Below are 21145 nucleotides of genomic sequence, written 5' to 3'. Positions count from 1 at the left end.
GTTATTTTTTTTGCAAAACGATTTGCATTTCAGAATGGCATTTTTTCAAAAGCCGCTCGATCTCATAGCTTCGCTTATTATTAATATTGGGATAAACCGGTTTTAAAATCTGCAGATGCAGCAGTGGCTTTTTTCTAAAAAGACTTCTTACGCCCTTTGTCTCACGGTAAGTTAATACCATGGGAACCAGAGGAACAGCCGCGTCATAGGCAAAGGTAAAAGCTCCCTTTTGAAAAGAACGTATCGAGGGACAATACGGCACCAGACTTCCTTCTGGAAAAAGATGCACAGCGTCTCCCTGTCTTAAGGTTGCCTCTAATCCTTCCATAAAGGCCCTGAATTCTGAAAGCTGCTCTGGGATAGGGATTCCGCCTAAATCGTCGACCAGATGGCCTACAAAGGGCAATTTCAGATTTTCATTCAAGGTTGGAAAATACAATCGATGTTGTTTGCAAACACCTGCGATCATTGTGCAGTCCAGCGTATGAACATGGTTGCAGATTGTTACCATTCCGCTGTTAATATTCTCCAGATTATTCTTGCCAGAGACCTCGAGACCAAACATTAAGCGGTTGTATATAGGCAAAAGGATTAACGCGACTTTTCTTAAAATAAAACGATTTTTAAAATAGCAATTTTCTTCCTCGCGTCCAAACACTGTACCCCCATTCATATTTTCAGCCTGGTATTGGGTTATACTCATCAATGGCCTCCCTAAACATTTCCTCCATCCTACAGACGCAGTCCTCTATGTTATACTGCTTACCGTATTCTGCATATTCTTTTTCCAAAAGCCCTTTTTCTTCAGGATGTTCAATAAAATAATCGATTTTATCAGCCAAATCGTACGGATCTCCGGCACGGAAGAGGCAATGGCCATTCAAGGCAAATTGAGAGGTTGCCGATTTAGGGCTGTTGGAAATAACCGGCACCAGTCCGCTGCAGAATGCTTCAATACAAGAGATCGCCTCGCTTTCGGCATCCGCTGTATGTACGTAAAGATCACTCATCGCAATGATATCACAAAGTTTTTTCTTATCAAAAAAGTCAATCAGGACTTTATTCGGCAGTTTTTTTCCAGCTTTTTCGTAGAACCTCTTTTTGGGTCCCTGACCTGCTAATATCAAGCCTATTTGATCTCTGTATTTAGATAATCCCACCGCATCAATAAGAAGCTCCTGCCTTTTTTCATTTGCCAGGCGCCCAACCATTAAAATCAAAAATTTATCTCTGAGTAATGGGATTTTATCAATCTTACGGTAATAAAAATCCGGATCAACACCATTAGAGATCACATGCAGTTTCGCTGTATAACCATTTTTACGCAGCTCTTCGGCAATAAAGTGGCTGGGACAGTGAATATGTGAAAACTGATTATAAAAAATTTTTTTAAAGCCCTGATACAGGGCTTTATTAATTTTTTCCACCTTGTTAATCTTCAGCGTGTAGGTAATATTTTCGGGCTGAACATGAAATGCTGCTGTTGCAGGGACAGACAATTTTTTTGCGATTTTAATGCCCTGAACAGAAAGTGGAAAAGGCATTAAAAAATGAACAATATCCGCCCAGGCAATTGCCCTTGTCAGAACATCTTTGCTTGGCCTTGCCAGTGTCATTCCCTGATTTTGAATAATCTGTTTGATAACAGGGGGAAAACGATATGAACGCACCACATATTTATCAGCTGTTTTCTTTCCAGTACTGACGATCCGCACTTCATGGCCGTGCTTTCTTAATGTTTCTGCAAAGCGGACCGCGGACATTGTGGTGCCATTGTTCGTATGATCAAATTGATCCATAACTAATAAAATTTTCATTAATTTCCTCCTTGTATAATTAAATTATACCCAAAGTAAAATGATTTTGTACAGTGACAATTCTTTTATTTTGTACAAAAATAAAAAAGGATGCGCTTCAGCATCCTTCAACCCATCATTTTACCAGCGGTCTAAAATTTTCTTTTTATAATGCCGGTAGACGATAACTTCAAAAATAAGGCAGGCAATCTCAGAAACGATAAAGCCATACCACACAGTATCCAGGCCTCCGATTAAGGAGAACAGGTATGAAAAGGGCAGTAAAAAAATCATTTGTCTCAAAAAAGAGGAAATCATGCTGAGATAAGATTTACCCATTGCCTGAAATGACGTACTGAGCATAATGGATATGCCCGCAAGCGGGAAAGCCAGGCTTATTGCTCTGAAACACTTTATCCCAATGGCGGTCATCTCTTCCGATGCATTAAAAAGCATAAAAATCTGCGCCGGGAAAAGCTGGAATAAAAGAACGCCAATGAACATAATAACCAGACTGGTTAAAATAGAGACCTTTAATGTCTCTTTGAATCTTCTGGCATTTTGTGCTCCGTAATTATAGCCAAAAATCGGCATTGCTCCCTGTCCAAGTCCAAAAATCGGCATAAAGATGAAGGATTGAACCTTAAAATAAACGCCGAAAACAGCTACGGCCGTCATACCGTATCCTGCCAAAATCAGGTTGTATCCCGTTACCATAAATGAGCCAATCCCCTGCATAATGGCAGATGGAAGCCCTACCACCGCGATATCTTTCATAATTGAACCATTGTATTTAAAAGAACGAAAATGCAGCTTTAAAAGATTCTTTTTCCGTTTTAGAACCACCACTAAAATATAAACCATCGCGATGATCTGGCCTGTCACTGTCGCAATGGCGGCGCCTGTCACACCCAGAGCCGGAAAACCCAGAAGCCCAAAAATCATAATAGGATCCAGAATAATATTTGTGATTGCCCCGATCAGCTGGCCGATCATTGGCTGGATCATATCCCCGGAGCCCTGCAGTGTGCTAAAACCGGCCTGTGTAATAATACTTCCAAAGCTGAAGATTGTAACAATCAGCAGATAATCTGTACAGCCTTTTATAATTTCAGGATTATCTGTAAACATTTTTACAAAAGCATTTGAAAAAAGGCCTCCCAAAATCGCTGCAGCCAGAGATAAAATCACGGCGACTAAAAAACCATGCTCTGCTACCAGTTCTGCTTCACGATGCTTCTTTTCGCCAAGCCGTCTTGAAATCCCGGAGTTGATCCCTACCCCCATCCCTACAAAACAGGATACGATCAACATTTGAACCGGGAACGCCAGAGAAACGGCTGTCAAAGCATTTTCCCCTACCTGTGCGACAAAAACACTGTCTACGATATTGTACATTGCCTGCACAAACATGGATATAATTGCCGGCAGGGCCATGCTAAAAAGTAGCTGGGGGATATGCATCGTCCCCATTTTGTTTTCATGCTGTAACTGTTGTTCTTCCACTGAAACACTTCCCCCTCACTTTTAACAAATTTTATTTTTTCTTTTTAGAAATTTCAACTTTCACTTTATGATCTTTGATCGTTTTGCCATTTAATTTTTTTTCTACTTTTTTGGCAACATCCACATCCACATCTACAAAGGTAAACTTATTATACATATCAATGTTTCCAACCGTTGAAGAAGCAATGTTACACTCTCCGCAGATAGCGCCGAGAATGTCTCTTTTCTGAACCTTATCTTTCTCGCCGACACTGATGAAAAGACGCTTTGTTTTTTCCGGGCCAAAGGCTTTTCCTTTACTCCCTTTTCCATCTCTGCGGCGCTTTACATCTCTTTCACGTCTGCCTTCACGGCGACCACGCTTTTTAAACTCAGTATTCAAATCTTCCGCATCGGACAGGGGAAGCTGTGCCTGTAAAAGGACAGCGGCAATGAACTCTGCTTCATATCCCTTTTCTTCCAGCTCCTTAACAATGGCTATATAACGTTCAAGCTCTCCCATTTCCGCCTTGATATTAAAGCGTTCCTTAAAATGAGCGATTTTGATGTCGTTAATCACCTCGCTGGTGGGTATTAAATCGCGTTCGATGCTTTTTTTGGTATAATCGGTTATTTTACGCAGCTTAAACTGATCTCTCGAACGAGCGAGTGTAAGGGATAGACCGCTTTTTCCAGCCCGGCCGGTCCGGCCGATACGGTGTACATAGTATTCCTCATTGTCCGGTACGTCGTAGTTAAAAACAATATCCACATCGTCAACATCAATCCCTCTGGCTGCCACATCGGTGGCCACCAAAATTTTCAGCCGTCCCTGGCTAAAGCGTTTTAACACATTGAGTCTGGATACCTGGCGCATATCGCCATGAATCTTATCAACAGAATATCCCAGCTCCTGTAAATTTTCGGTGATTTCATCGACATAATGTTTGGTGTTACAGAAAATAAGCGAGCGCTGCGGTTTATAAACATCCAGCAAACGGGTCAGGGCTTCAAACTTATTCTGGTCTGAAATATTAAAATACTTCTGCTCAATACTTGGCGCTACCATTGTTTTGGGTGAAATCTCAATCATTGTCGGATTTTTCTGGTAGGTTTCGGCAATTTTTAAAATGGGTTTTGGCATCGTGGCCGAGAATAAAACCGTCTGAACATCATGGTCCACTGCGTCTAAAATCAGCTCAATATCCTCTCTGAAGCCCATATTCAGCATTTCATCGGCCTCATCCAGCACTGCCATCGTAAGCGCATTGAATTTCAAGGTTTTTCGGCGCATATGATCCATGACACGCCCCGGTGTCCCTACTACAATCTGAGCACCGGACTTCAAATCACGGATCTGGTTTTCAATCGAAGCGCCGCCAAACACTGCAACGACTTTAATACTGTGGCTGTATTTTAAAACTTTTCTGAATTCTTCAGAAACCTGCAGCGCCAGCTCACGTGTCGGCAGAAGCACCAACACCTGTGGTTTTCTAAGTTCTGGTTCAATCTTTTCTATGGCAGGAATTGCAAAGGCCATGGTCTTTCCTGTTCCTGTCTGGGATTTACCAATAAGGTCGCCGCCCTCCATCAAACGGGGAATTGCGCGTTCCTGAATGTCTGTCATTTCAACAAATCCCATATCATCAATTGCCCTGAGTAATTGCTCATTAATCTCTAGTTCTCTAAATTTCATATAACTTCCTTTCTAAATACATAACATCTAATTATAAACTAAAAAATAAAAGAAAGCAAATTTTATGCCGAACTTGGGTATATTTTTTATAAAACTATTCGGTTGATTAAGGAAGTGATTTTAATGATTGAAACCAAACGTATCTATGAACCCAAAAATATTATGGACGGCTACCGCGTTTTGGTCGATAGTTATTGGCCAAGAGGATTTACTCATTCCAGCGCCAATGTTGATATATGGAAAAAAGAACTTGCTCCCAGCAGGGAGTTGATCCGACGTTTTCATTCCGGAAGGGCTTCATATGAAAGTTTTAAAGCGCAATACCTGGAAGAACTTAAAAACAACCAGGCTGTTAATATTTTTTTGTCGGATATAAAAAAGCGTTTAAAAGAAGAAAACGTCACCCTAATCTATTCTGCAAGTAATAAGGAACAAAACCAGGCCGTTATTTTAGCCGATTATTTGAACTCAATGCTTTTTCAAAAAAACAAAGCGCCACGGGCTGCGTGACGCTTTGTTTTTATAAAGCAAATTTTTCAATGGCTTCCGCCACACCGTCTTCATCATTAGTAGAAACGATATGATCCGCGATTTCTTTGACGCAGTCATAAGCATTTCCCATGGCAATTTTTGTTCCTGCAATCTCGATCATTTCCATATCGTTGTCACTATCGCCTATTACCATTACATCTGTAAGGCTTATACCCAGATATTCGCAAAGCTTTGTCAGTCCCAATCCCTTGTCAACACCTTCCGGAATACATTCGAGACAATAGTTCATGGGGCGCAGAGGAACCAAATCCACAATTTCACCCGCCTTTTTCTGGACTTCGTCCAATTTATCAAAGTCCGTTGATGAAATGACAAATTTACTGACCTCCAGGTGATTCTTATCTAAATAATCCTCGATAGCTTCAACCACAATTTGCTGTTCTTTAAACTGGCGTACATATTCATCCGCCCATCCCGCTGTCGGCATTTCAGGAAAGGTTTTTTCAGTGCAGACACATCCATGAATGGTGTGAGCCTGGACAAAAATACCGTCGTACTGGTCCACAAGCTCGATTACCTGCCGGATAATATCTTTTGAAAGAGCATCCTCAAAGATCACAACATCCTTTTTATAATCCCGAACCACACCGCCATTGCCGGAGAGCATATACTCAGTCCCTCCAATGGCCTCAGCGGCAAACCAGCCTTCTTTGTCAATCCGGCCCGTTGCCACCACAGGGATAATCCCTTTTTCTTTAGCCTTTTTAAAGGCGGCTTTGTTTTTCTCAGAGATTGTATTTTTGGTATTTAAAAGTGTACCGTCCAGATCCGTCACAATCATTTTTATTGCCATGAAAACGCTCCTTTGTTTATTTATGTAACAGCATTGAGGCTGTTTTTAACCCATACAGTGGTTCCGCTGAGAACACGGCTTTTTTTATGGCCATTGCCATCACACGCGCCGCCAGTGTTCCAACCACATTAATGTCCGCAGCCACCTCACCTACAGACATAACATAAATACTGTCGCCGTCTGCAGTGGTATGGACAGGTCGGATCGCCTGCGCATAACCGTTATGGGACATTGCCGCAATTTTTTTCGCTTCAACCTTATTAAACTTGCCATTGGTAATCACAGCGCCGATGGTGGTGTTTCCAGTGAACAGATTCTCCTTACGGGAAATGTCCTCATACATGGCTGCTTCGGTATCTTCAAATTCAGACAGGTCTGCCGAGAGCATTCCTGCCAGCTTACTGCCGTTCTCAATATCAAAAATATCTCCCAGGGCGTTGACTGAGACAATGGCGCCTACCTTTAAATCGCCAAGCTTAACGGCATAAGTTCCAATGCCTGATTTCATCATCGTCTCGATTCCCCGGTATTTACCAACCGTTGCTCCAGTTCCGGCGCCAACATTACCATTTGACAGGCTTTTTTTATTTTCTGAATCCACACACGCCTGATAGGCCATTGCCTTATCCGGATAAGCGTCTGGTTTACCAACCACTAAATCGAAAATACAGGACTGGCAGACAAGCGGTACTTTTGCCACACCGGTATCAAAACCAATATTCCGTTCACTCAGATACTCCATGACACCGCCGGCAGCATCCAGTCCAAAGGCAGAGCCACCACTTAATAAAACAGCATGAATTCCCTGAGCCGCTGCGACCGGGCTCAGAAGCTCACTTTCTCTGGAGGCTGGTCCGCCGCCCCTTACATCAAGGCCAGTCGGCGCGCCCTGTTCATTTATAATAACCGTGCACCCTGTTCCGCCTGCTATATCCTGCGCATGGCCGATCCGAATGTTTTCAATAGCGTCGAGGCTAATTTCCTGCATTTTTACCTCATTTCTGCTGTTATACAGCAACCCTTGTTTTCAAATATTTCATCAATGGCTTGCACACGGCAATCGTAATAACAATGCCAACACCAAGCTCAAGCAAACCATTCACGCCCACGATGGTCAGAAAAACTTCTTTTAAAGGAATTGCGCTGAAGAAAAACCACAGGCACCCCATAACCAATATGGTATGGCATAAGGTCGCCACGCCCGCGCTGACACCAATGCTTAATGCATCGTTGCCCGAGCGATTTCTCAGGATTTCATACAGCAAGCCCGCAATAATCCCCAGTAAAACTCTTGGTAAAATACACATAATCAGCGATTGAATCGGAGCGCCGCTTGCAAAGGGTGAAAACATCAGATCGACTGGTGAAACACCCATAAATATAGCCTTAAGCATACTGAGAATACCAAAAGCCAGACCGAGAACACCTCCACACACCGGTCCCAGAGCAATGGCACCGATAATCACCGGAATGTGCAAAATGGTGATTGCAACCGGAGGAATCTGAATAAAACCAAGTGGGGTAAAGGTAAGTACCACCAGTATGGCAATCAGCAATGTAAGCTGTGTCATCTGTGCAGTCTTTTTGTTTACCTGTGACATAATAAAAACTCCTAACTGCCGCTCTTTTTTAAGATGCAGCGTTTCATTTATTCACAGAGCATTGTGTCCATGCCTGTGTAGCTTTATTTTATCACATTAAAAATAATGAACCAAGTTTTTTCAAAAAAATGCATGCATATATTATGGGCCATTTTCTTTTTTATTTCTTAACCCTGATCTATGGTCTTTAAGCCTTTTTTAAATCTATGATTTCTTTAAAGGTTTTGTAATCGGTTTTCACGCGTAAATGGTGTATTATATTAAATGAACCTTTCCATTTCCTTAAAATTTTATGAATATTTTAAATTTTGTCTTGCTAGGTTTTTGAGATGATGATAGAATATTAACAGTTTAAGAAGACTGTCCAGAAATGCTACACAGTAATGCTTGAATGCAACTCGTCAGCATTGTTTAAATTCAAAATTTGAAAGAAACGAGTGAGGATAAAATGGTCGATACAATTTATGTTTTACTTTTCCTATTAGGTGTCCCTTTCTTTGCTTATGGTATTTATTATTTAATCGTAGGGATATCCGGATACCGTAAACACACAAAATTCAACCAGCATGCCCCCAAAAATCGCATGTGCGCGGTTATTGCCGCAAGAAATGAATCCCTTGTCATCGGGAATCTGATCGATACCTTAAAAGAACAAAATTATCCGCAGGATTTGTTTGATATCTACGTCATCCCAAATAACTGTACGGATAATACAGAAGAAGTGGCCAGAGAACACGGCGCCAAGATATTTCAATGTACCTCTGAGGTCCGCTCAAAGGGCGCTGCTTTAGAACAATTTTTTGATGCAACCTTTGCACACAACGATGTTTTTGACGCTTTCTGTGTTTTTGACGCTGATAATCTGGTTGATCCAAATTTCTTCTCTGCCATGAACAACGCTTTATGCGACGGAGAAAAAATCGCACAGGGTTACCGCGACAGCAAGAACCCGACAGACTCCTGGATTTCAGGCTGCCAGTCCATTTTCTACTGGACTTTAAACCGCTTTATGAACCTCGCAAAACAGGGAATCGGCTGGTCTGCCGCATTAAATGGTACAGGCTTTATGGTTTCCCGCGAAGTTTTAAAAGACGGTGGCTTCCGGACTTTCAGTATGACTGAAGATATCGAGTTTACCACACAGTCCATCATGAAGGGCTACCGCGTCGCATGGGTACCCGAAGCCCTTACCTTTGACGAGCATCCCATTACCTTTGAAACCTCCTGGAAGCAGCGGAAGCGTTGGTCTACCGGTACCATTCAGTGTTTCTCACAGTACTCTGCCCCATTATGGGAAAACTTTAAAAAGACGCGTAACTGGATGTGTGTGGATATGATTTTATATCTTTTGGCACCATTCATGCAGGTTTTAACCAGCATCTATACCGTCTGTTCCTTTGTAGTACTGACCCTTTTGCTTATCAACACACAGGTTTGGTCTGATGCCCTCACCTTTGCCATTCTCTTCGGTGTCGGCGGTGTCATTATCAGTTTCCTTTTCACAGCAATGGTCGTTAAGCTTGAACACCATAAGATAAAAGAGGTGGCCGGCAAAGCCTTCTTCTCATTCTGGTTTTTCCTGTTTTCATGGATTCCCATTAATATTCTCTGCTTTGTCAAGCCGATTGAAACCTGGGAACCGATTGAACATACCCAGAGCCTGAAGCTCTCGCAATTACAGCTTAATAAATAAAATCCTGAACGCCCCGATGTTTATACTTCATCAGGGCGTTTTTATTATCCTAAAAATACTACAACAAAAAAGGAACCGTCTTTTTGCAGTCAAAAGACGGTTCCTTTTTACAGGACCATATTCAAGAAATTAATGGTTCGCTCGTTCTGTGGATTTCCGAACACTTCGCTCGGCGGTCCCTGTTCCACAATGTAACCTTCATCAATGAAAATAACACGGTCCGCAACCTCTCTGGCAAAGCCCATTTCGTGAGTAACCACAATCATGGTCATTCCTTCCTGAGCCAGCTGCTTCATAACATTGAGAACTTCTCCAACCATTTCCGGATCAAGAGCACTTGTTGGTTCATCAAACAGCATCACATCCGGATTCATTGCCAGCGCTCTGGCAATGGCCACACGCTGCTGCTGTCCGCCGGAAAGCTGTCCTGGGTAAGCGTCAGCCTTGGCAACCATATCAACCCGTTTCAGGAGCCCCTGAGCCACTTCCTCTGCCTTGGCCTTATCCATAATTTTCAAGGCGACTGGCGCAAAGGTAATATTCTTAAGAACAGACATATTGGGAAAAAGGTTGAACTGCTGGAACACCATTCCAATATTCCGTCGGTAGAGATTAATATTTGCGTGGTTACCGGTGATCTCATTGCCATCTACCACAATTGTACCGCTGGTTGCTTCTTCAAGCGCGTTGATACAGCGCAGCATTGTGCTTTTACCAGAGCCGGACGGCCCGATAATACAGATAACCTCGCCTTCCTCTACTTCCAGATTGATGTCTTTTAAAACCTCTAAATCACCAAAGCTCTTTTTGAGATTGTTAATTTTTACTTTTGCCATAGCTCATCTTCCTTTCAATATGACTCGAAACCTTTGACAGAATCATAATCGGGATAAAATACATGACACCAATGATAATCCACATTTTTAAGGATTCAAAATTATTGGCAATGATTAAACGTCCAGTCTGTGTCAATTCTGCTAAACCAATAACAGAAACCAGAGAGCTGTCCTTTAATGTGATAATACACTGATTTACAATTGCCGGGATCATTGTCTTGATCGCCTGAGGTAAAACGACTCTGCGCATTGCCATGGTATATGGAAGGCCCAAACTTCTGGCCGCTTCCATCTGACCCTTGTCAATGGACTGGATCCCCCCTCTGACAATTTCCGCAGTATAGGCGCCAGCATTCAGGCTTAATGCAATAACGCCGGCGATAAAGGCATCTAAGCGCATGTTCAGTGCACTTGGTATCCCAAAATAAATAAAAAATACCTGTACAATTAGTGGTGTACCACGGATAATATCAATGTATACACGTGAAACTCCCCGTAAAAAAGCAGTCCTTGAAACAGATAACAAACCAAAGAGAAGCCCTAGTACCGCCGCAATCAGCAGCGATACCAGGGTCAGTTCGATCGTCATCCAAAGACCTTGTAATAAACGAGGATAGGTTTGAGCAAATAATTCAAAAATACTCATTCAAAAACCTCCTGGAATTATTTTAGGCCGTTAAATTATTAATTTGTTTTGATGTAAGTATCTAAAATTTCCTGATATTTACCATTGTCTTTCATGTTCTTTAAGCCAGTGTTGAACATTTCAAGTAATTCAGCGTTCTTACCTTTCTGTACAGCAAATCCGTAAGAATTACCCGCCTGTAAATCGCCAACTAATTTTAATGGCTGGCCTTTTGCGATGGCATAACCCAATACTGGATAATCTTCGAAGCAGGCTACAGAGTTCCCTGATTTAACATCTTCATACATATTTGCAGATTCCGGGAAAGAGGTAATGTTGAAACCATACTGGTCTTTAATGGATTCGGCATATTTAGAGCCTTCAGTACCATTCTTAACCGCAACATTTTTTCCTCTTAAATCATCATAAGATTTAATGGTATCATTGTCAGATTTTACAGCCATACCAACACCTGAATCGAAATAAGGATCAGAGAAATCATATTTTTTCTGACGTTCTTCGGTAATACTCATACCAGCGATAACACCATCGGCCTGTCCTGATTCAAGCGCGGTAACAGCAGCATCAAAGCCAAGTGGCTGCAGTTCATATTCAAAGCCCTGATCTTCAGCAATCGCTTTTAACAAATCCATATCGATACCAACACGGTTACCGGATTCATCTTCAAATTCAAACGGGGCAAAAGTTGTATCGGTTGCAATGATATATTTTTTTGCTCCATCACTTCCGCTTGAACTTCCACCGCTTGAGCAAGCAGCTAAAGAAAAAGTCATTACTGCGGCTAATGCCAAAATACCAAACATTTTGAGTTTCTTCATTTCTTTTCCTCCTGGATTATAGATACTTATTGTTAAAAGTATATCATTTTTTCTGGAAATACGCAACGAAAAAAAATCTCTTATTCTGGGTAAATAATAATTATACTGCTTAAACTCTAAAAAAACAAGCTTAAGTTCAGCATAAAATTCTTTAAAATTTTTACCCAAATTTATATCGAACATAACAAAAGGCTGCTGGGTTTTTCCCAACAGCCTTTTTCTTAATAATTTTATAAATCGGGATGCTCTTTTAAATACTGCTTGATCGCTTCAAGATCGCCTTGGTCAATGATAATTTCAGAATCGTCACTCTCGAGCATTACCTCATCCGGAAGAATCTGAACCTCAACATCCTCAAATTCAACTGGCTTGCGGCTCATGTACATGAGCTCCTTCTGATCCAGAATTTCCTTACGGCGGGTAAGGTCCGCTTCAATGGTATCCAGATCGTCAATCCGTTTGTTGATCTGTTTGGACAGGCGGATTAAGTCATCCAGAACCTCATCGACAATAAACTGCTTATCGATAATTGTTTTAAGCTTATCGCGGATAACATCTCCTGTTTCCAGAATATCGGTATCCGTTGTAATCGGCGTTAAATTATCCAATTCCTGCTTAAAGTCACTGACCGTTTTCTGAAGCTTTTCAGTTCCTTTTGTTGAGGAATTGATCTCTGTAAGAAGCGCACCTAAACGTTCTTCGATGGCGGCAAAATCTTCTTTCTGTTCAGGCGATATGGCGCTGTCATCTTGATCAGCAGGAGCTGTTCCGGCTCCGAAAAGATCGGCCACAGAAACAGCCTCACTTTCGCCCATTTCTTCCTCCTGAACAGCCTCAGCAGCTTTTTCATCAACTGGCGGCTCTTCTTCTATTTCTTCTATCACTTCAGGTTCAGCTTCTTCGGCAATGATTTCCTCTGGCTGTTCTTCCTCAGAGACTGCCTCTTCAACATCATCACTGTCAGCCTCCTCAGGCTCAAGGTTAGTCAGATCATCATCATTGATTAAAAGCGACTTAAAGGCTTCTTCATCTAAATAGGTATCTTCATCATCTGCTTCATCGTCAGCTTCCTCAATGGATTCCTCGACCTCTTCAAAGTATTCCTCTTCAATTTCGTCTTCATCGTATTCTTCAAAGAGTTCTTCTTCATCAAAATCTTCAAATGCTTCATCCTCGAACTCTTCATCATCCTCGAATAAAGCTTCTTCTTCCTCTTCATAGGACGCTTCAATCCCCGCATTTACGGCCGCGATATCAATTTCATCTGTGTTGCCGTCTTTTGTAACCAATGATTCAAAGATGTCGTCGTATTCTTCTTCGTCCTGGTCTTCATCGCGGTTACTGAGCCATTCTTTCCGTTCCTTCTTTTCGCTGTGTCCTGAAACACCAAATACTTTTCCCCAGATTAAGTGACTGATCAGAATAATCACAATGTCTGCTACTGCAGTGATCAGCAATAATTTTGATGATATACTGAAGGCCATAAAATAATTAATCGCAAAAACGATAATATCCGCGGCAACGATAAATACGATCGCAATGACTAATTTTTTGGACAGCCCCGTAATATCGCCAATCCCCATCATCAAAATTTTAATTCCCGCAAAGAAACAGGAAACAATCATGACATTTGTATCCACATCGTGGCTTACAAATTGAAAGAGTAACAAAACACCGTATGTTGATAAAATAACTGCTATACAATCAAAAAGCAGTAGTAATCCTAATTTTTCACTTTTTTCTGCCATATCTTCACTCCTCAATATTTTCTTCGGTAACCGCTTCCGTATCCTTATCCTTCTGGCCGTTCAGACCAAAGGATGGAAGTACCGAACCTAAAGAATCTGCAAGCTTGTCTGTTCCCTTATACATCGATTCAATTTCCAATAGCTTGAGGTATTCTCGATTGAGGGTCTCTTCTTTTTTGTTCAAAGCTTCGTTTCTCTGTTTCAGCACATCAAAAGCATCCTCAAGAACATTCAGCATTTCCTTGACCATCTGTTCCCGTTTTTCAATGACCTTGATCTGCTTCTTCAAACCGTCAGGCATATCACTTTCGTCAATATGACTTTCCGGCTCATCATCACCGCACGGACACTCCTGTTCTTCAGATGATTCCTTAAACACTGGCACGAACGTGTCCCTCTTTTCTCCATCAACACCCTCCTGCAGCTTCGCAATCTTCTCATCCTTGTCCTTTGACACATTGAGTAATTTTTTTAATTCCTCATCTTTTTCCATCAGCTGCTTTTCCAAAAGCTCAATACGCGACTCTACACGGTCAAAAGATTGTCCTCTATCCTGGGTATTCTTATCCATACAAGTCCACTCCCTATTTTCTTTCTATTACCATTTTCGGCACTGCTTTTTAAGGTTTAATATTTATTCATAGTCTATTATAACAAAATTCTTAGTAAAAGTATAATGTCTTTGTCAAAAAATATCATTGAAATTTTATTATTTTTCTCTATTATGGTATAATAACACAGTCATAAAGAGAAAAACGTATTTAATTAGCAATAGAGAGGTACCCATGGAAAAACGAAATAAAAGCGTTATTGGAAATCGAAGAAGTAACGAAAGGCCTTCCTCCCCTTCAAAAAAGGCGGCTTCACGCCCTTCAGGACGATCTGGAAACAGCCGGCCATCTCAGAGCCAAAATTCCAGAAGTACTTCTTCCCGTTCATCCCGGCCTCCGCAGAGGATTGATGAACGAAGACGCAATCCTAATGATACATTACCCAAAAAACGCAAGAAAAAAAGAGGATTTTTTAAGAAAGCATTAATTTTAATCCTTGTCCTGCTGATTGGGGCCGGCGCCTATGCCGCTACAGTCATCAAATTTGGCAACTTAAACAAAGATCTTACCGGAAAGGTTTCCCAATATAATATCAGTTCAAACGCTGCCAATATGGCCCTCAATCACCGCATCGTCAATGTGGCGATCTTCGGTGTCGACGGACGTGACGATGTGGATGGCAGCCGATCCGACTCCATGATGATTGCTTCGGCCGATTTCGAACACAATAAACTGAAAATAACCTCATTAATGCGGGATACCTATGTATACATCAATAAAGATTACGGCTACGACAAACTCAACGCCGCCTATTCCTTTGGCGGCCCCGAGCTGGCGCTTAAGACCATCAACCAGAATTTCGATACCGCCATCACCGACTATGTCACCATTGACTTTACAGCCATGGTCGCCATGGTAAACGCCGTTGGCGGCGTCACCATTGATATTGAGAATGAGGATGAGCTCTATTGGGTTAATCAGTATTTGATGGATGTCAATGATAAAGTGAAAACAAACTCTCCGTTCCTTGAAGGTACAGGAGCGCAGGTTGTAGACGGAAGCCAGGCACTGGCCTACTGTCGTGTCCGCTATGTTGGAAACGGCGACTTCGACCGTACCCTTCGCCAGAGAAAGGTTTTCGAACAGGTCATGGCTAAGGCAATGGACTTAAATCCATTGGAACAATACAGTTTGCTGACAAAAGTTATGCCTTATGTTGAAACCTCCTTAAGCAAAACAGAGATTCTCAAATACGCCGGCAATGTAATGTTCATGAAAGATCATGCCATCCATCAAGAACAAATTCCAGCCGAAGGTTATGTTGACACCGGCATGCTTGGTGATGTATCTTATGTATTCCCTGTAACCCTGATAGATAATATTAAAGAATGGTATCAGTTTGTTTATGAGACGGATTATACGCCGTCAGGGACAGCGCAGGATATTAGTGATGAGATTGAGTATGTGTGGTAGAAAGTTAATTTTAGAAAGTGAGTAAAGTAAATGAAAGTTTTAGTTTCCGGAGGCGCTGGCTATATCGGTAGCCACGCTGTCGTACAATTATTGGATAAACAATATGATGTAGTGGTTGTTGATAACCTGTCGACTGGACATCAATGGGCAGTTGACAAAAGAGTCTCGTTTTACCAATGCGATATAAGAAATAAAAAAGATTTAGATAAAATTTTCAAAAAAGAAAAAATTGATGTTGTCATGCAATTTGCTGCAGATATTGTTGTAGCTGACAGTGAACAAAATCCTCTTAAATATTATGACAATAATGTTTATGGTACCATCGCGCTACTTCAGACAATGCTAGAAAACAATGTAAAAAACATCATTTTTTCCTCCACAGCTGCTGTTTATGGCAATACTGAAAAAGTTCCTGTTGAAGAAAATGATCCGCTCAACCCCATCAGCCCTTACGGTGCAACAAAAGCGTTTGTAGAACGAATTTTAGACGATTGTCGAAAAGCTTACGGCTTAAATTATTGTGTTTTTCGCTATTTCAACGTAGCCGGTGCACATGAAAAATATCCAATTGGGCAGAACGTAAAGAAAAACACTGCTTTAATCCCTATCATTTTAGAAGTTGCTTCCGGCGAACGCGATTTTATCGGTATTTTCGGCAATGATTATGCTACAAAAGATGGGACAGGAATCCGTGACTTTATTCATGTCGTAGACCTCGTGGATGCGCATATTTTAGGAATTAACAAATTATTGAAAAATGAAAGCGCAATCTATAATCTGGGTAATGGCCAGGGATTTTCGGTGTTGGAAATGATTGAAGCAGCAAGAAAAGTTACAGGCCACCCAATCCCAGCAAAAATATCTCCACGCCGTGATGGGGATATTGCATGCTCCATAGCGTCCAGCGAAAAAGCAAAGACAGAGCTTGGATGGATGCCCGTTTATACGGATGTTGAGAAGATTATCGAGACTGCTTGGTATTATAAACTATCCTTAAGAAAATCATAATTAAAAGTGTTACGTCAGATTTATATCTAGTGAACTAGATATAAATCTGATCCAAACTTTTCAGATCATGATAGGTGTCTATCTCAGCCACATCATCAAACGTACATTCCCGTACTGCGATATGATATTCCTTAATAAAATATTCTAGTGCTACCTGGTCCCAGTACCGTTCTTTACCACCCGGCATTTCGTAAGTTTTCCTGATATGTTCAGCCATTTTCGCGCCATCTCTGGCATTCCAATAGGATATTCCAAACATATGATGGCAATGTTCACCGCCAATCTTCAGTTTTGTAATGATTCCATTCTTTGTTTCAAAACACCAATCATCGGTTCGTTCGACCGGTACTCCTAAGTAGTTACTTTGATATTGGTATTTGGTCACCAGATCCGGATTGCGCAGTACCAGGTCTGCTTCAAATACATAGGCATTTCGAAGTTGATAGCGGACACACATGGCCGATGAAATATTGTTGGCTTCATTAAAAACTGGATTTTCAACGAATTTGATCGTCGGATATTTATAAAGGAGTTGATCAAACTGCTCTCCCAGATAGCCGCGGACAATGGTGATATCCTCAATTTCGGCTGCAACCACTGCATCTAAAAGTGTATCGATCATCCGTATCCCGTTCACACGAACCAATGGTTTTGGGGTGTTTAACGTAATTGGAATCAGCCTTGAGCCAAACCCAGCCGCAATAAAAATAGCCTTTTTAACACGGTAAGGTTCTAGTGCCTGATATCCTCTTTCACTTACCCTTTCTTTTTCTAACAATCTTTTTTCATGAAGTTCTTTCAGGGTTTTATTAACGGTTCCCAGACCCATTTTCAGGTCTGAAGCAATATCACGTTGTGTCTTTGTCTCTTTGGTATGATCTAAATAAATCAATAAATTAAATTCATTTTGTGTTAATGTCATAAGACAGTTCCTCTCTTAATTCCTTTTTATGATTTCTTTGCTTTAAAAGATAAATAGTGCCTTTGATGATTAGATTTGCGACTAAAATTAAAAGGGAAACAAAGGCCGAACATTCGATAAGCATCTGGGCTTCAAATTGGGTAATTAACAGGGCTACCGGCATATTTTTGACAGTACTTAAAAAGGAAACCGCTGAGATCGTCATCATTGCGTTAACAAAAAAATAAGAAAACATTTCTAAAAGGGTGTCTCTCATTTGAGGAACAAACACATCTTTGAGCATACGAGCACGTGAAATTCCAAGGGTCGTCCCAACATCTTCCAGATTTTCATTTAATTTCCCAAAAGAATTGTAAGCGAGAAGATAAGGAGATGCAAAAAAGTGAATGCTATTGACTAAAACTAGTATTGCAATTGTACCATGTAGAATCGTTCCTTTGAAAAACAATACATATGACAGCCCTAAAACTAACCCTGGAATTGCCAGCGACGTGATGGATATCACATGAAGCAATCGAGCACTTTTCCCCTTAGAACGTGCGGTTAAATAGGCAGTTAGATAGGCAATTCCTACCCCGATAATGGAAACACTGATTGCAATAATCAGTGAATTCATGAAGTAGGTTCCTGCTTTCATGTCCAGACTTTTTAGAATATTATCAAAGGTGAACTGCATATTAATCGGATATTTTTTGACAAAGGTTAGTATGCCAAAAGCGGCAATCGGCAAAAAGATACATATGGTCGTTAAAATACTGACGCCACAAGCGATGCCATCTCTTAGTTTATTTTTGGTAATTTCAAAGGCCTGTGTAACAAATCCTTGACTACTATGATCCTGATTGAAGAAATCAAAAAGAAAAGCCAAAAGTGCTGGAACAAGTAAAAAAAGACCAATCAGGCTTCCTTTGCCAAAATCCAACAAGCCAATGACATCCTGATACATCATAACCGGCAAAGTGCTGTATTGCCCTCCGATCATCAACGGCACCCCATAATCTGTTACGACCAGCGTAAATGTAGCAAAAACAACAGAGATCATAGGTTTACGGATATAGGGAACCGTAATTGATAAAAACTGACGTACTCTTGAAATACCGAGTACACTGGCGGCTTCATAAGGAACATAGTCCTCATAACGCAAAACATCCAGAATCATAAGGAATGCAACCGGAAAAGAATACAGGATTGATCCAATGACGATTCCCCAAAAACCATAGATGGAAAAATTCAAATGGAACAAATTCGTTAAAATACCGTTTTCTCCTAACAGAATAATCAATCCCATACCATGTGATATGGATGGTATCAGCATAGGTAATGTGAATAGAACACTGAAAGATCCTTTTAGGCATAAATTCGTCCGCGCAATACACCAAGCCAGCAAATATGCCAACGCTACAGATAATACCGTCGCTGTCAATGACACAATGACTGAATGTTTCAGCGCATCTGAAAACTGTGGGGAACTGATAACTGCAACAATATTTACGTCTTTTAAATGTGTGAGCATTGTAATCAACGGCATTATAATTACAACAAGGAAAAACAAGCCTATAATTGATTTGGCAGTAATCATCTTACGGTTTTCATTTTTCATATTCGTTCTCCAGTAAAATTTTAAGAGATTCGACTTTTGCTTTCAGATTATCGATCACAAAGGATTGAACGTAAGCATCCGCGGGATGTTTGACGATATTCTCTGGTGAGTCGCATTGGTGTATTTTCCCCTCATTCATAACAATGATCCGATCGGACATGGCAAAAGCTTCTTCTTGATCGTGGGTAATATATATCATGGTAGAATGATACATTTTCTGAATTTTTTTTATTTCTTTCCGCAATGCAATTCGGTTGTCCACATCTAAAGCGGACATTGGTTCATCAAAAAGTATAATTTCGGGATTCAAAGCCAAAGTTCTTGCAATGGCTACACGTTGCTGTTGACCACCCGATAACTTATGTGGTTTTTTATTTAAATACTCACTTAAACCAACTTGTTCAATAACCTTCAGCGCTATTTCATGGGCATTTCGCTTTTTTTCTTTGTTCAACTTCAAAGCGTATTCTACATTTCCAAGAACTGTCATGTTTTGAAACAAAGCATAATTTTGAAAAACAATCCCCATCCCTCTCTGCGACGGTGGCAAATCGACAATATCCTTACCATTCTTTAAAATAGTCCCCTCGGTTGGCTTTAAAAGTCCAATCAGTATCCGTAGAATCGTTGTTTTTCCGCAGCCCGAAGGCCCCAAAAGCGATAAAAATTCGCCTTCATGAACTTCAAAATCCATCGAATCAATAATTGTTTTATGATTAAAGGCCTGTGTCAGGCCTTTAATCTCAAGTTTATTCTTTTCCATTTTTTAGTATTTCCATTCTGTCAGTAAACGATCCTTTTCACTGTTGTCGTTGATTCCTTTCATGTCCGCGTAAGGAATCGGTGACGGGTAATTGGCCATAGTATTGACCGGTTCTTTGAAAATCTGTTCCGGTAAAAACTGGTTTTTATCCTCATAAATCAATGTCGAATTGATATAGTCAAAAACATCTTTTACCGCTTGTTTGCTTTGTTTTCCTTCAATCATAGCATAGCCACCAGTCGTATACGGCGCGCCTTCTGCAAAATAAAGAATTTTTAGTGGTACATCATTGTTTATTTCTTTAACTGCCTGAAAGGTCATCCCCAGTCCGATGGCTGCTTCTCCCTGAACGAGCGCGTTAACGGGTCCAGAACCTGATGAGGTAAACTGAAGGATATTCTGGGATAATGCATCAAAGTATTGAAAAGCCTGTTCTTCCCCCATAGTATTGATCAGATTTAAAAGAAAAATATAACCTGTTCCTGAAGATTTAGGATTCGGCATAGAAATCAATCCTTTATATTCTGGTTTTAACAAATCCCGATAGCTGGTCGGCTCTGGTAAACCTTTTTCGGATAGAACCTTTGTATTTACGATGATGCCCCCGCTAAAACGCTCCCAGACCAGATAGCGATGATCTGGATCTACCATATTGTCTAAATACATGCTGGTATCATAATCGGATAAATCTGCTAGATTATCTTTTAGTGATTCCAAATAGCCAGTTTCTAAACCGAGCACAATATCACACTCTGTGTCTTTTCCTTCTGCTTTTAATTTAGCGGCATTATTACCAGTAGACTGATACTGAAGGGTGATGTCATAATCTGGAAACTGTTCTTTTAACCGCTTTACAAGATACTCATTCCGATAATCTTCAGAGCTGGAATAGATAACAACTTTGTTATCATTACCGGCAGATTGTGAACTGCATGCAGTTAATGACAGAAAGCAGAGCAGGACGCACATAATTAATGCAATTTTCTTTTTCATTTTCTTCTCCTTCAAATTCAAGATATAAACTCACTATTTCCAGCCTTACTTAATTTTTCTCGCATTGACCAAATCTTTTATATCCGTTATCTCCGTCCATTGGTAGTCTGAGATATCCCCGTAATACAAATTAAAATTATCTTTAAAGATCAGACGATTAAAAACATCTTC

21 protein-coding genes are annotated in these 21145 nt (G+C 40.8%); 4 read left to right on the top strand and 17 right to left on the bottom strand.

Features of this window, described 5'->3' with window-relative positions; genetic code table 11:
• Position 1 precedes the first annotated feature (1 nt).
• The 4 genes from I2B62_RS19150 to I2B62_RS19135 all read right to left on the bottom strand — a co-directional run bounded on the left by I2B62_RS19150 (position 2) and on the right by I2B62_RS19135 (position 4977).
• Positions 2-703 (bottom strand): lysophospholipid acyltransferase family protein, encoded by a 702-nt coding sequence (locus tag I2B62_RS19150; RefSeq protein ID WP_195270638.1) that lies wholly within the window; start codon positions 701-703, stop codon positions 2-4.
• Positions 678-1817 carry a glycosyltransferase gene (locus I2B62_RS19145; protein ID WP_195270637.1) on the bottom strand — a complete coding sequence of 380 codons (1140 nt, stop codon included), beginning with the start codon at positions 1815-1817 and terminating at the stop codon, positions 678-680. The genes I2B62_RS19150 and I2B62_RS19145 overlap by 26 nt, the downstream gene beginning before the upstream one ends.
• A gap of 120 nt (positions 1818-1937) precedes the next feature.
• Complete coding sequence (locus I2B62_RS19140) at positions 1938-3302, bottom strand: MATE family efflux transporter (RefSeq protein WP_347707846.1); 1365 nt, start codon at positions 3300-3302, stop codon at positions 1938-1940.
• A gap of 31 nt (positions 3303-3333) precedes the next feature.
• Complete coding sequence (locus I2B62_RS19135; protein ID WP_195270636.1) at positions 3334-4977, bottom strand: DEAD/DEAH box helicase; 1644 nt, start codon at positions 4975-4977, stop codon at positions 3334-3336.
• 123 nt (positions 4978-5100) lie between these two features.
• Here I2B62_RS19135 and I2B62_RS19130 point away from each other — a divergent pair, with 123 nt between their 5' ends.
• Entirely contained in the window at positions 5101-5487 is a 387-nt protein-coding gene (locus tag I2B62_RS19130) for a DUF488 family protein (protein WP_195270635.1), read from the top strand.
• Positions 5488-5497: 10 nt separating this feature from the next.
• Here the strand turns inward: I2B62_RS19130 and I2B62_RS19125 are convergent, their stop codons facing one another.
• The 3 genes from I2B62_RS19125 to I2B62_RS19115 are packed head-to-tail and all read right to left on the bottom strand — an operon-like array spanning position 5498 to position 7923.
• Complete coding sequence (locus tag I2B62_RS19125; protein ID WP_195270634.1) at positions 5498-6322, bottom strand: HAD family hydrolase; 825 nt, start codon at positions 6320-6322, stop codon at positions 5498-5500.
• Positions 6323-6338: 16 nt separating this feature from the next.
• Positions 6339-7310 carry a P1 family peptidase gene (locus I2B62_RS19120; RefSeq protein WP_195270633.1) on the bottom strand — a complete coding sequence of 324 codons (972 nt, stop codon included), beginning with the start codon at positions 7308-7310 and terminating at the stop codon, positions 6339-6341.
• Positions 7311-7329: 19 nt separating this feature from the next.
• The gene (locus tag I2B62_RS19115; protein WP_195270632.1) at positions 7330-7923 is read right to left on the bottom strand and encodes an ECF transporter S component; all 594 of its coding nucleotides are present in this window, start codon (positions 7921-7923) and stop codon (positions 7330-7332) included.
• 448 nt (positions 7924-8371) lie between these two features.
• On the opposite strand from I2B62_RS19115, the gene I2B62_RS19110 reads away from it, so the two are divergent.
• Positions 8372-9616, top strand: coding sequence for a glycosyltransferase family 2 protein (locus I2B62_RS19110; protein WP_195270631.1), 1245 nt, complete (start codon positions 8372-8374; stop codon positions 9614-9616).
• Positions 9617-9723: 107 nt separating this feature from the next.
• Here I2B62_RS19110 and I2B62_RS19105 read toward each other — a convergent pair whose 3' ends face one another.
• The 6 genes from I2B62_RS19105 to I2B62_RS20740 all read right to left on the bottom strand — a co-directional run bounded on the left by I2B62_RS19105 (position 9724) and on the right by I2B62_RS20740 (position 14603).
• Positions 9724-10452: an amino acid ABC transporter ATP-binding protein gene (locus I2B62_RS19105; protein WP_195270630.1), complete on the bottom strand. Its 729-nt coding sequence runs from the start codon at positions 10450-10452 to the stop codon at positions 9724-9726.
• On the bottom strand, positions 10433-11098 hold the full coding sequence (locus tag I2B62_RS19100) for an amino acid ABC transporter permease (RefSeq protein ID WP_195270629.1): 666 nt from the start codon (positions 11096-11098) through the stop codon (positions 10433-10435). Before I2B62_RS19100 ends, I2B62_RS19105 begins: the two co-directional genes overlap by 20 nt.
• 38 nt (positions 11099-11136) lie before the next feature.
• Positions 11137-12126 (bottom strand): transporter substrate-binding domain-containing protein, encoded by a 990-nt coding sequence (locus tag I2B62_RS19095; RefSeq protein ID WP_347707845.1) that lies wholly within the window; start codon positions 12124-12126, stop codon positions 11137-11139.
• 20 nt (positions 12127-12146) lie between these two features.
• Positions 12147-13664, bottom strand: coding sequence for a hypothetical protein (locus I2B62_RS19090; RefSeq protein WP_195270628.1), 1518 nt, complete (start codon positions 13662-13664; stop codon positions 12147-12149).
• A gap of 4 nt (positions 13665-13668) precedes the next feature.
• Entirely contained in the window at positions 13669-14235 is a 567-nt protein-coding gene (locus tag I2B62_RS19085; RefSeq protein ID WP_195270627.1) for a hypothetical protein, read from the bottom strand.
• Between the two features lie 236 nt (positions 14236-14471).
• Positions 14472-14603 (bottom strand): hypothetical protein, encoded by a 132-nt coding sequence (locus I2B62_RS20740; protein ID WP_279354811.1) that lies wholly within the window; start codon positions 14601-14603, stop codon positions 14472-14474.
• A 224-nt stretch (positions 14604-14827) separates the two neighbouring features.
• On the opposite strand from I2B62_RS20740, the gene I2B62_RS19080 reads away from it, so the two are divergent.
• The gene (locus tag I2B62_RS19080) at positions 14828-15688 is read left to right on the top strand and encodes an LCP family protein (RefSeq protein WP_243259622.1); all 861 of its coding nucleotides are present in this window, start codon (positions 14828-14830) and stop codon (positions 15686-15688) included.
• 30 nt (positions 15689-15718) lie between these two features.
• Positions 15719-16696, top strand: coding sequence for a UDP-glucose 4-epimerase GalE (gene galE, locus I2B62_RS19075; protein ID WP_195270625.1), 978 nt, complete (start codon positions 15719-15721; stop codon positions 16694-16696).
• A gap of 34 nt (positions 16697-16730) precedes the next feature.
• Here the strand turns inward: galE and I2B62_RS19070 are convergent, their stop codons facing one another.
• From I2B62_RS19070 to I2B62_RS19055, 4 genes are read right to left on the bottom strand one after another with little or no spacing between them, the layout of a single operon-like run.
• Positions 16731-17618 (bottom strand): sugar phosphate nucleotidyltransferase, encoded by an 888-nt coding sequence (locus I2B62_RS19070; protein ID WP_195270624.1) that lies wholly within the window; start codon positions 17616-17618, stop codon positions 16731-16733.
• The gene (locus I2B62_RS19065) at positions 17599-19218 is read right to left on the bottom strand and encodes an ABC transporter permease subunit (RefSeq protein WP_207736099.1); all 1620 of its coding nucleotides are present in this window, start codon (positions 19216-19218) and stop codon (positions 17599-17601) included. The genes I2B62_RS19070 and I2B62_RS19065 overlap by 20 nt, the downstream gene beginning before the upstream one ends.
• Positions 19208-19981 carry an ABC transporter ATP-binding protein gene (locus tag I2B62_RS19060; RefSeq protein WP_195270623.1) on the bottom strand — a complete coding sequence of 258 codons (774 nt, stop codon included), beginning with the start codon at positions 19979-19981 and terminating at the stop codon, positions 19208-19210. The genes I2B62_RS19065 and I2B62_RS19060 overlap by 11 nt, the downstream gene beginning before the upstream one ends.
• A 3-nt stretch (positions 19982-19984) precedes the next feature.
• Positions 19985-20974: an extracellular solute-binding protein gene (locus I2B62_RS19055; protein ID WP_207736094.1), complete on the bottom strand. Its 990-nt coding sequence runs from the start codon at positions 20972-20974 to the stop codon at positions 19985-19987.
• Positions 20975-21145: the final 171 nt, after the last annotated feature.

Source organism: Eubacterium sp. 1001713B170207_170306_E7 (assembly GCF_015547515.1).
GTDB lineage: Bacteria > Bacillota > Clostridia > Eubacteriales > Eubacteriaceae > Eubacterium.
The sequence above is the reverse complement of the archived record's forward strand: the minus strand, read 5'-3'. Positions and strand labels throughout refer to the sequence as shown.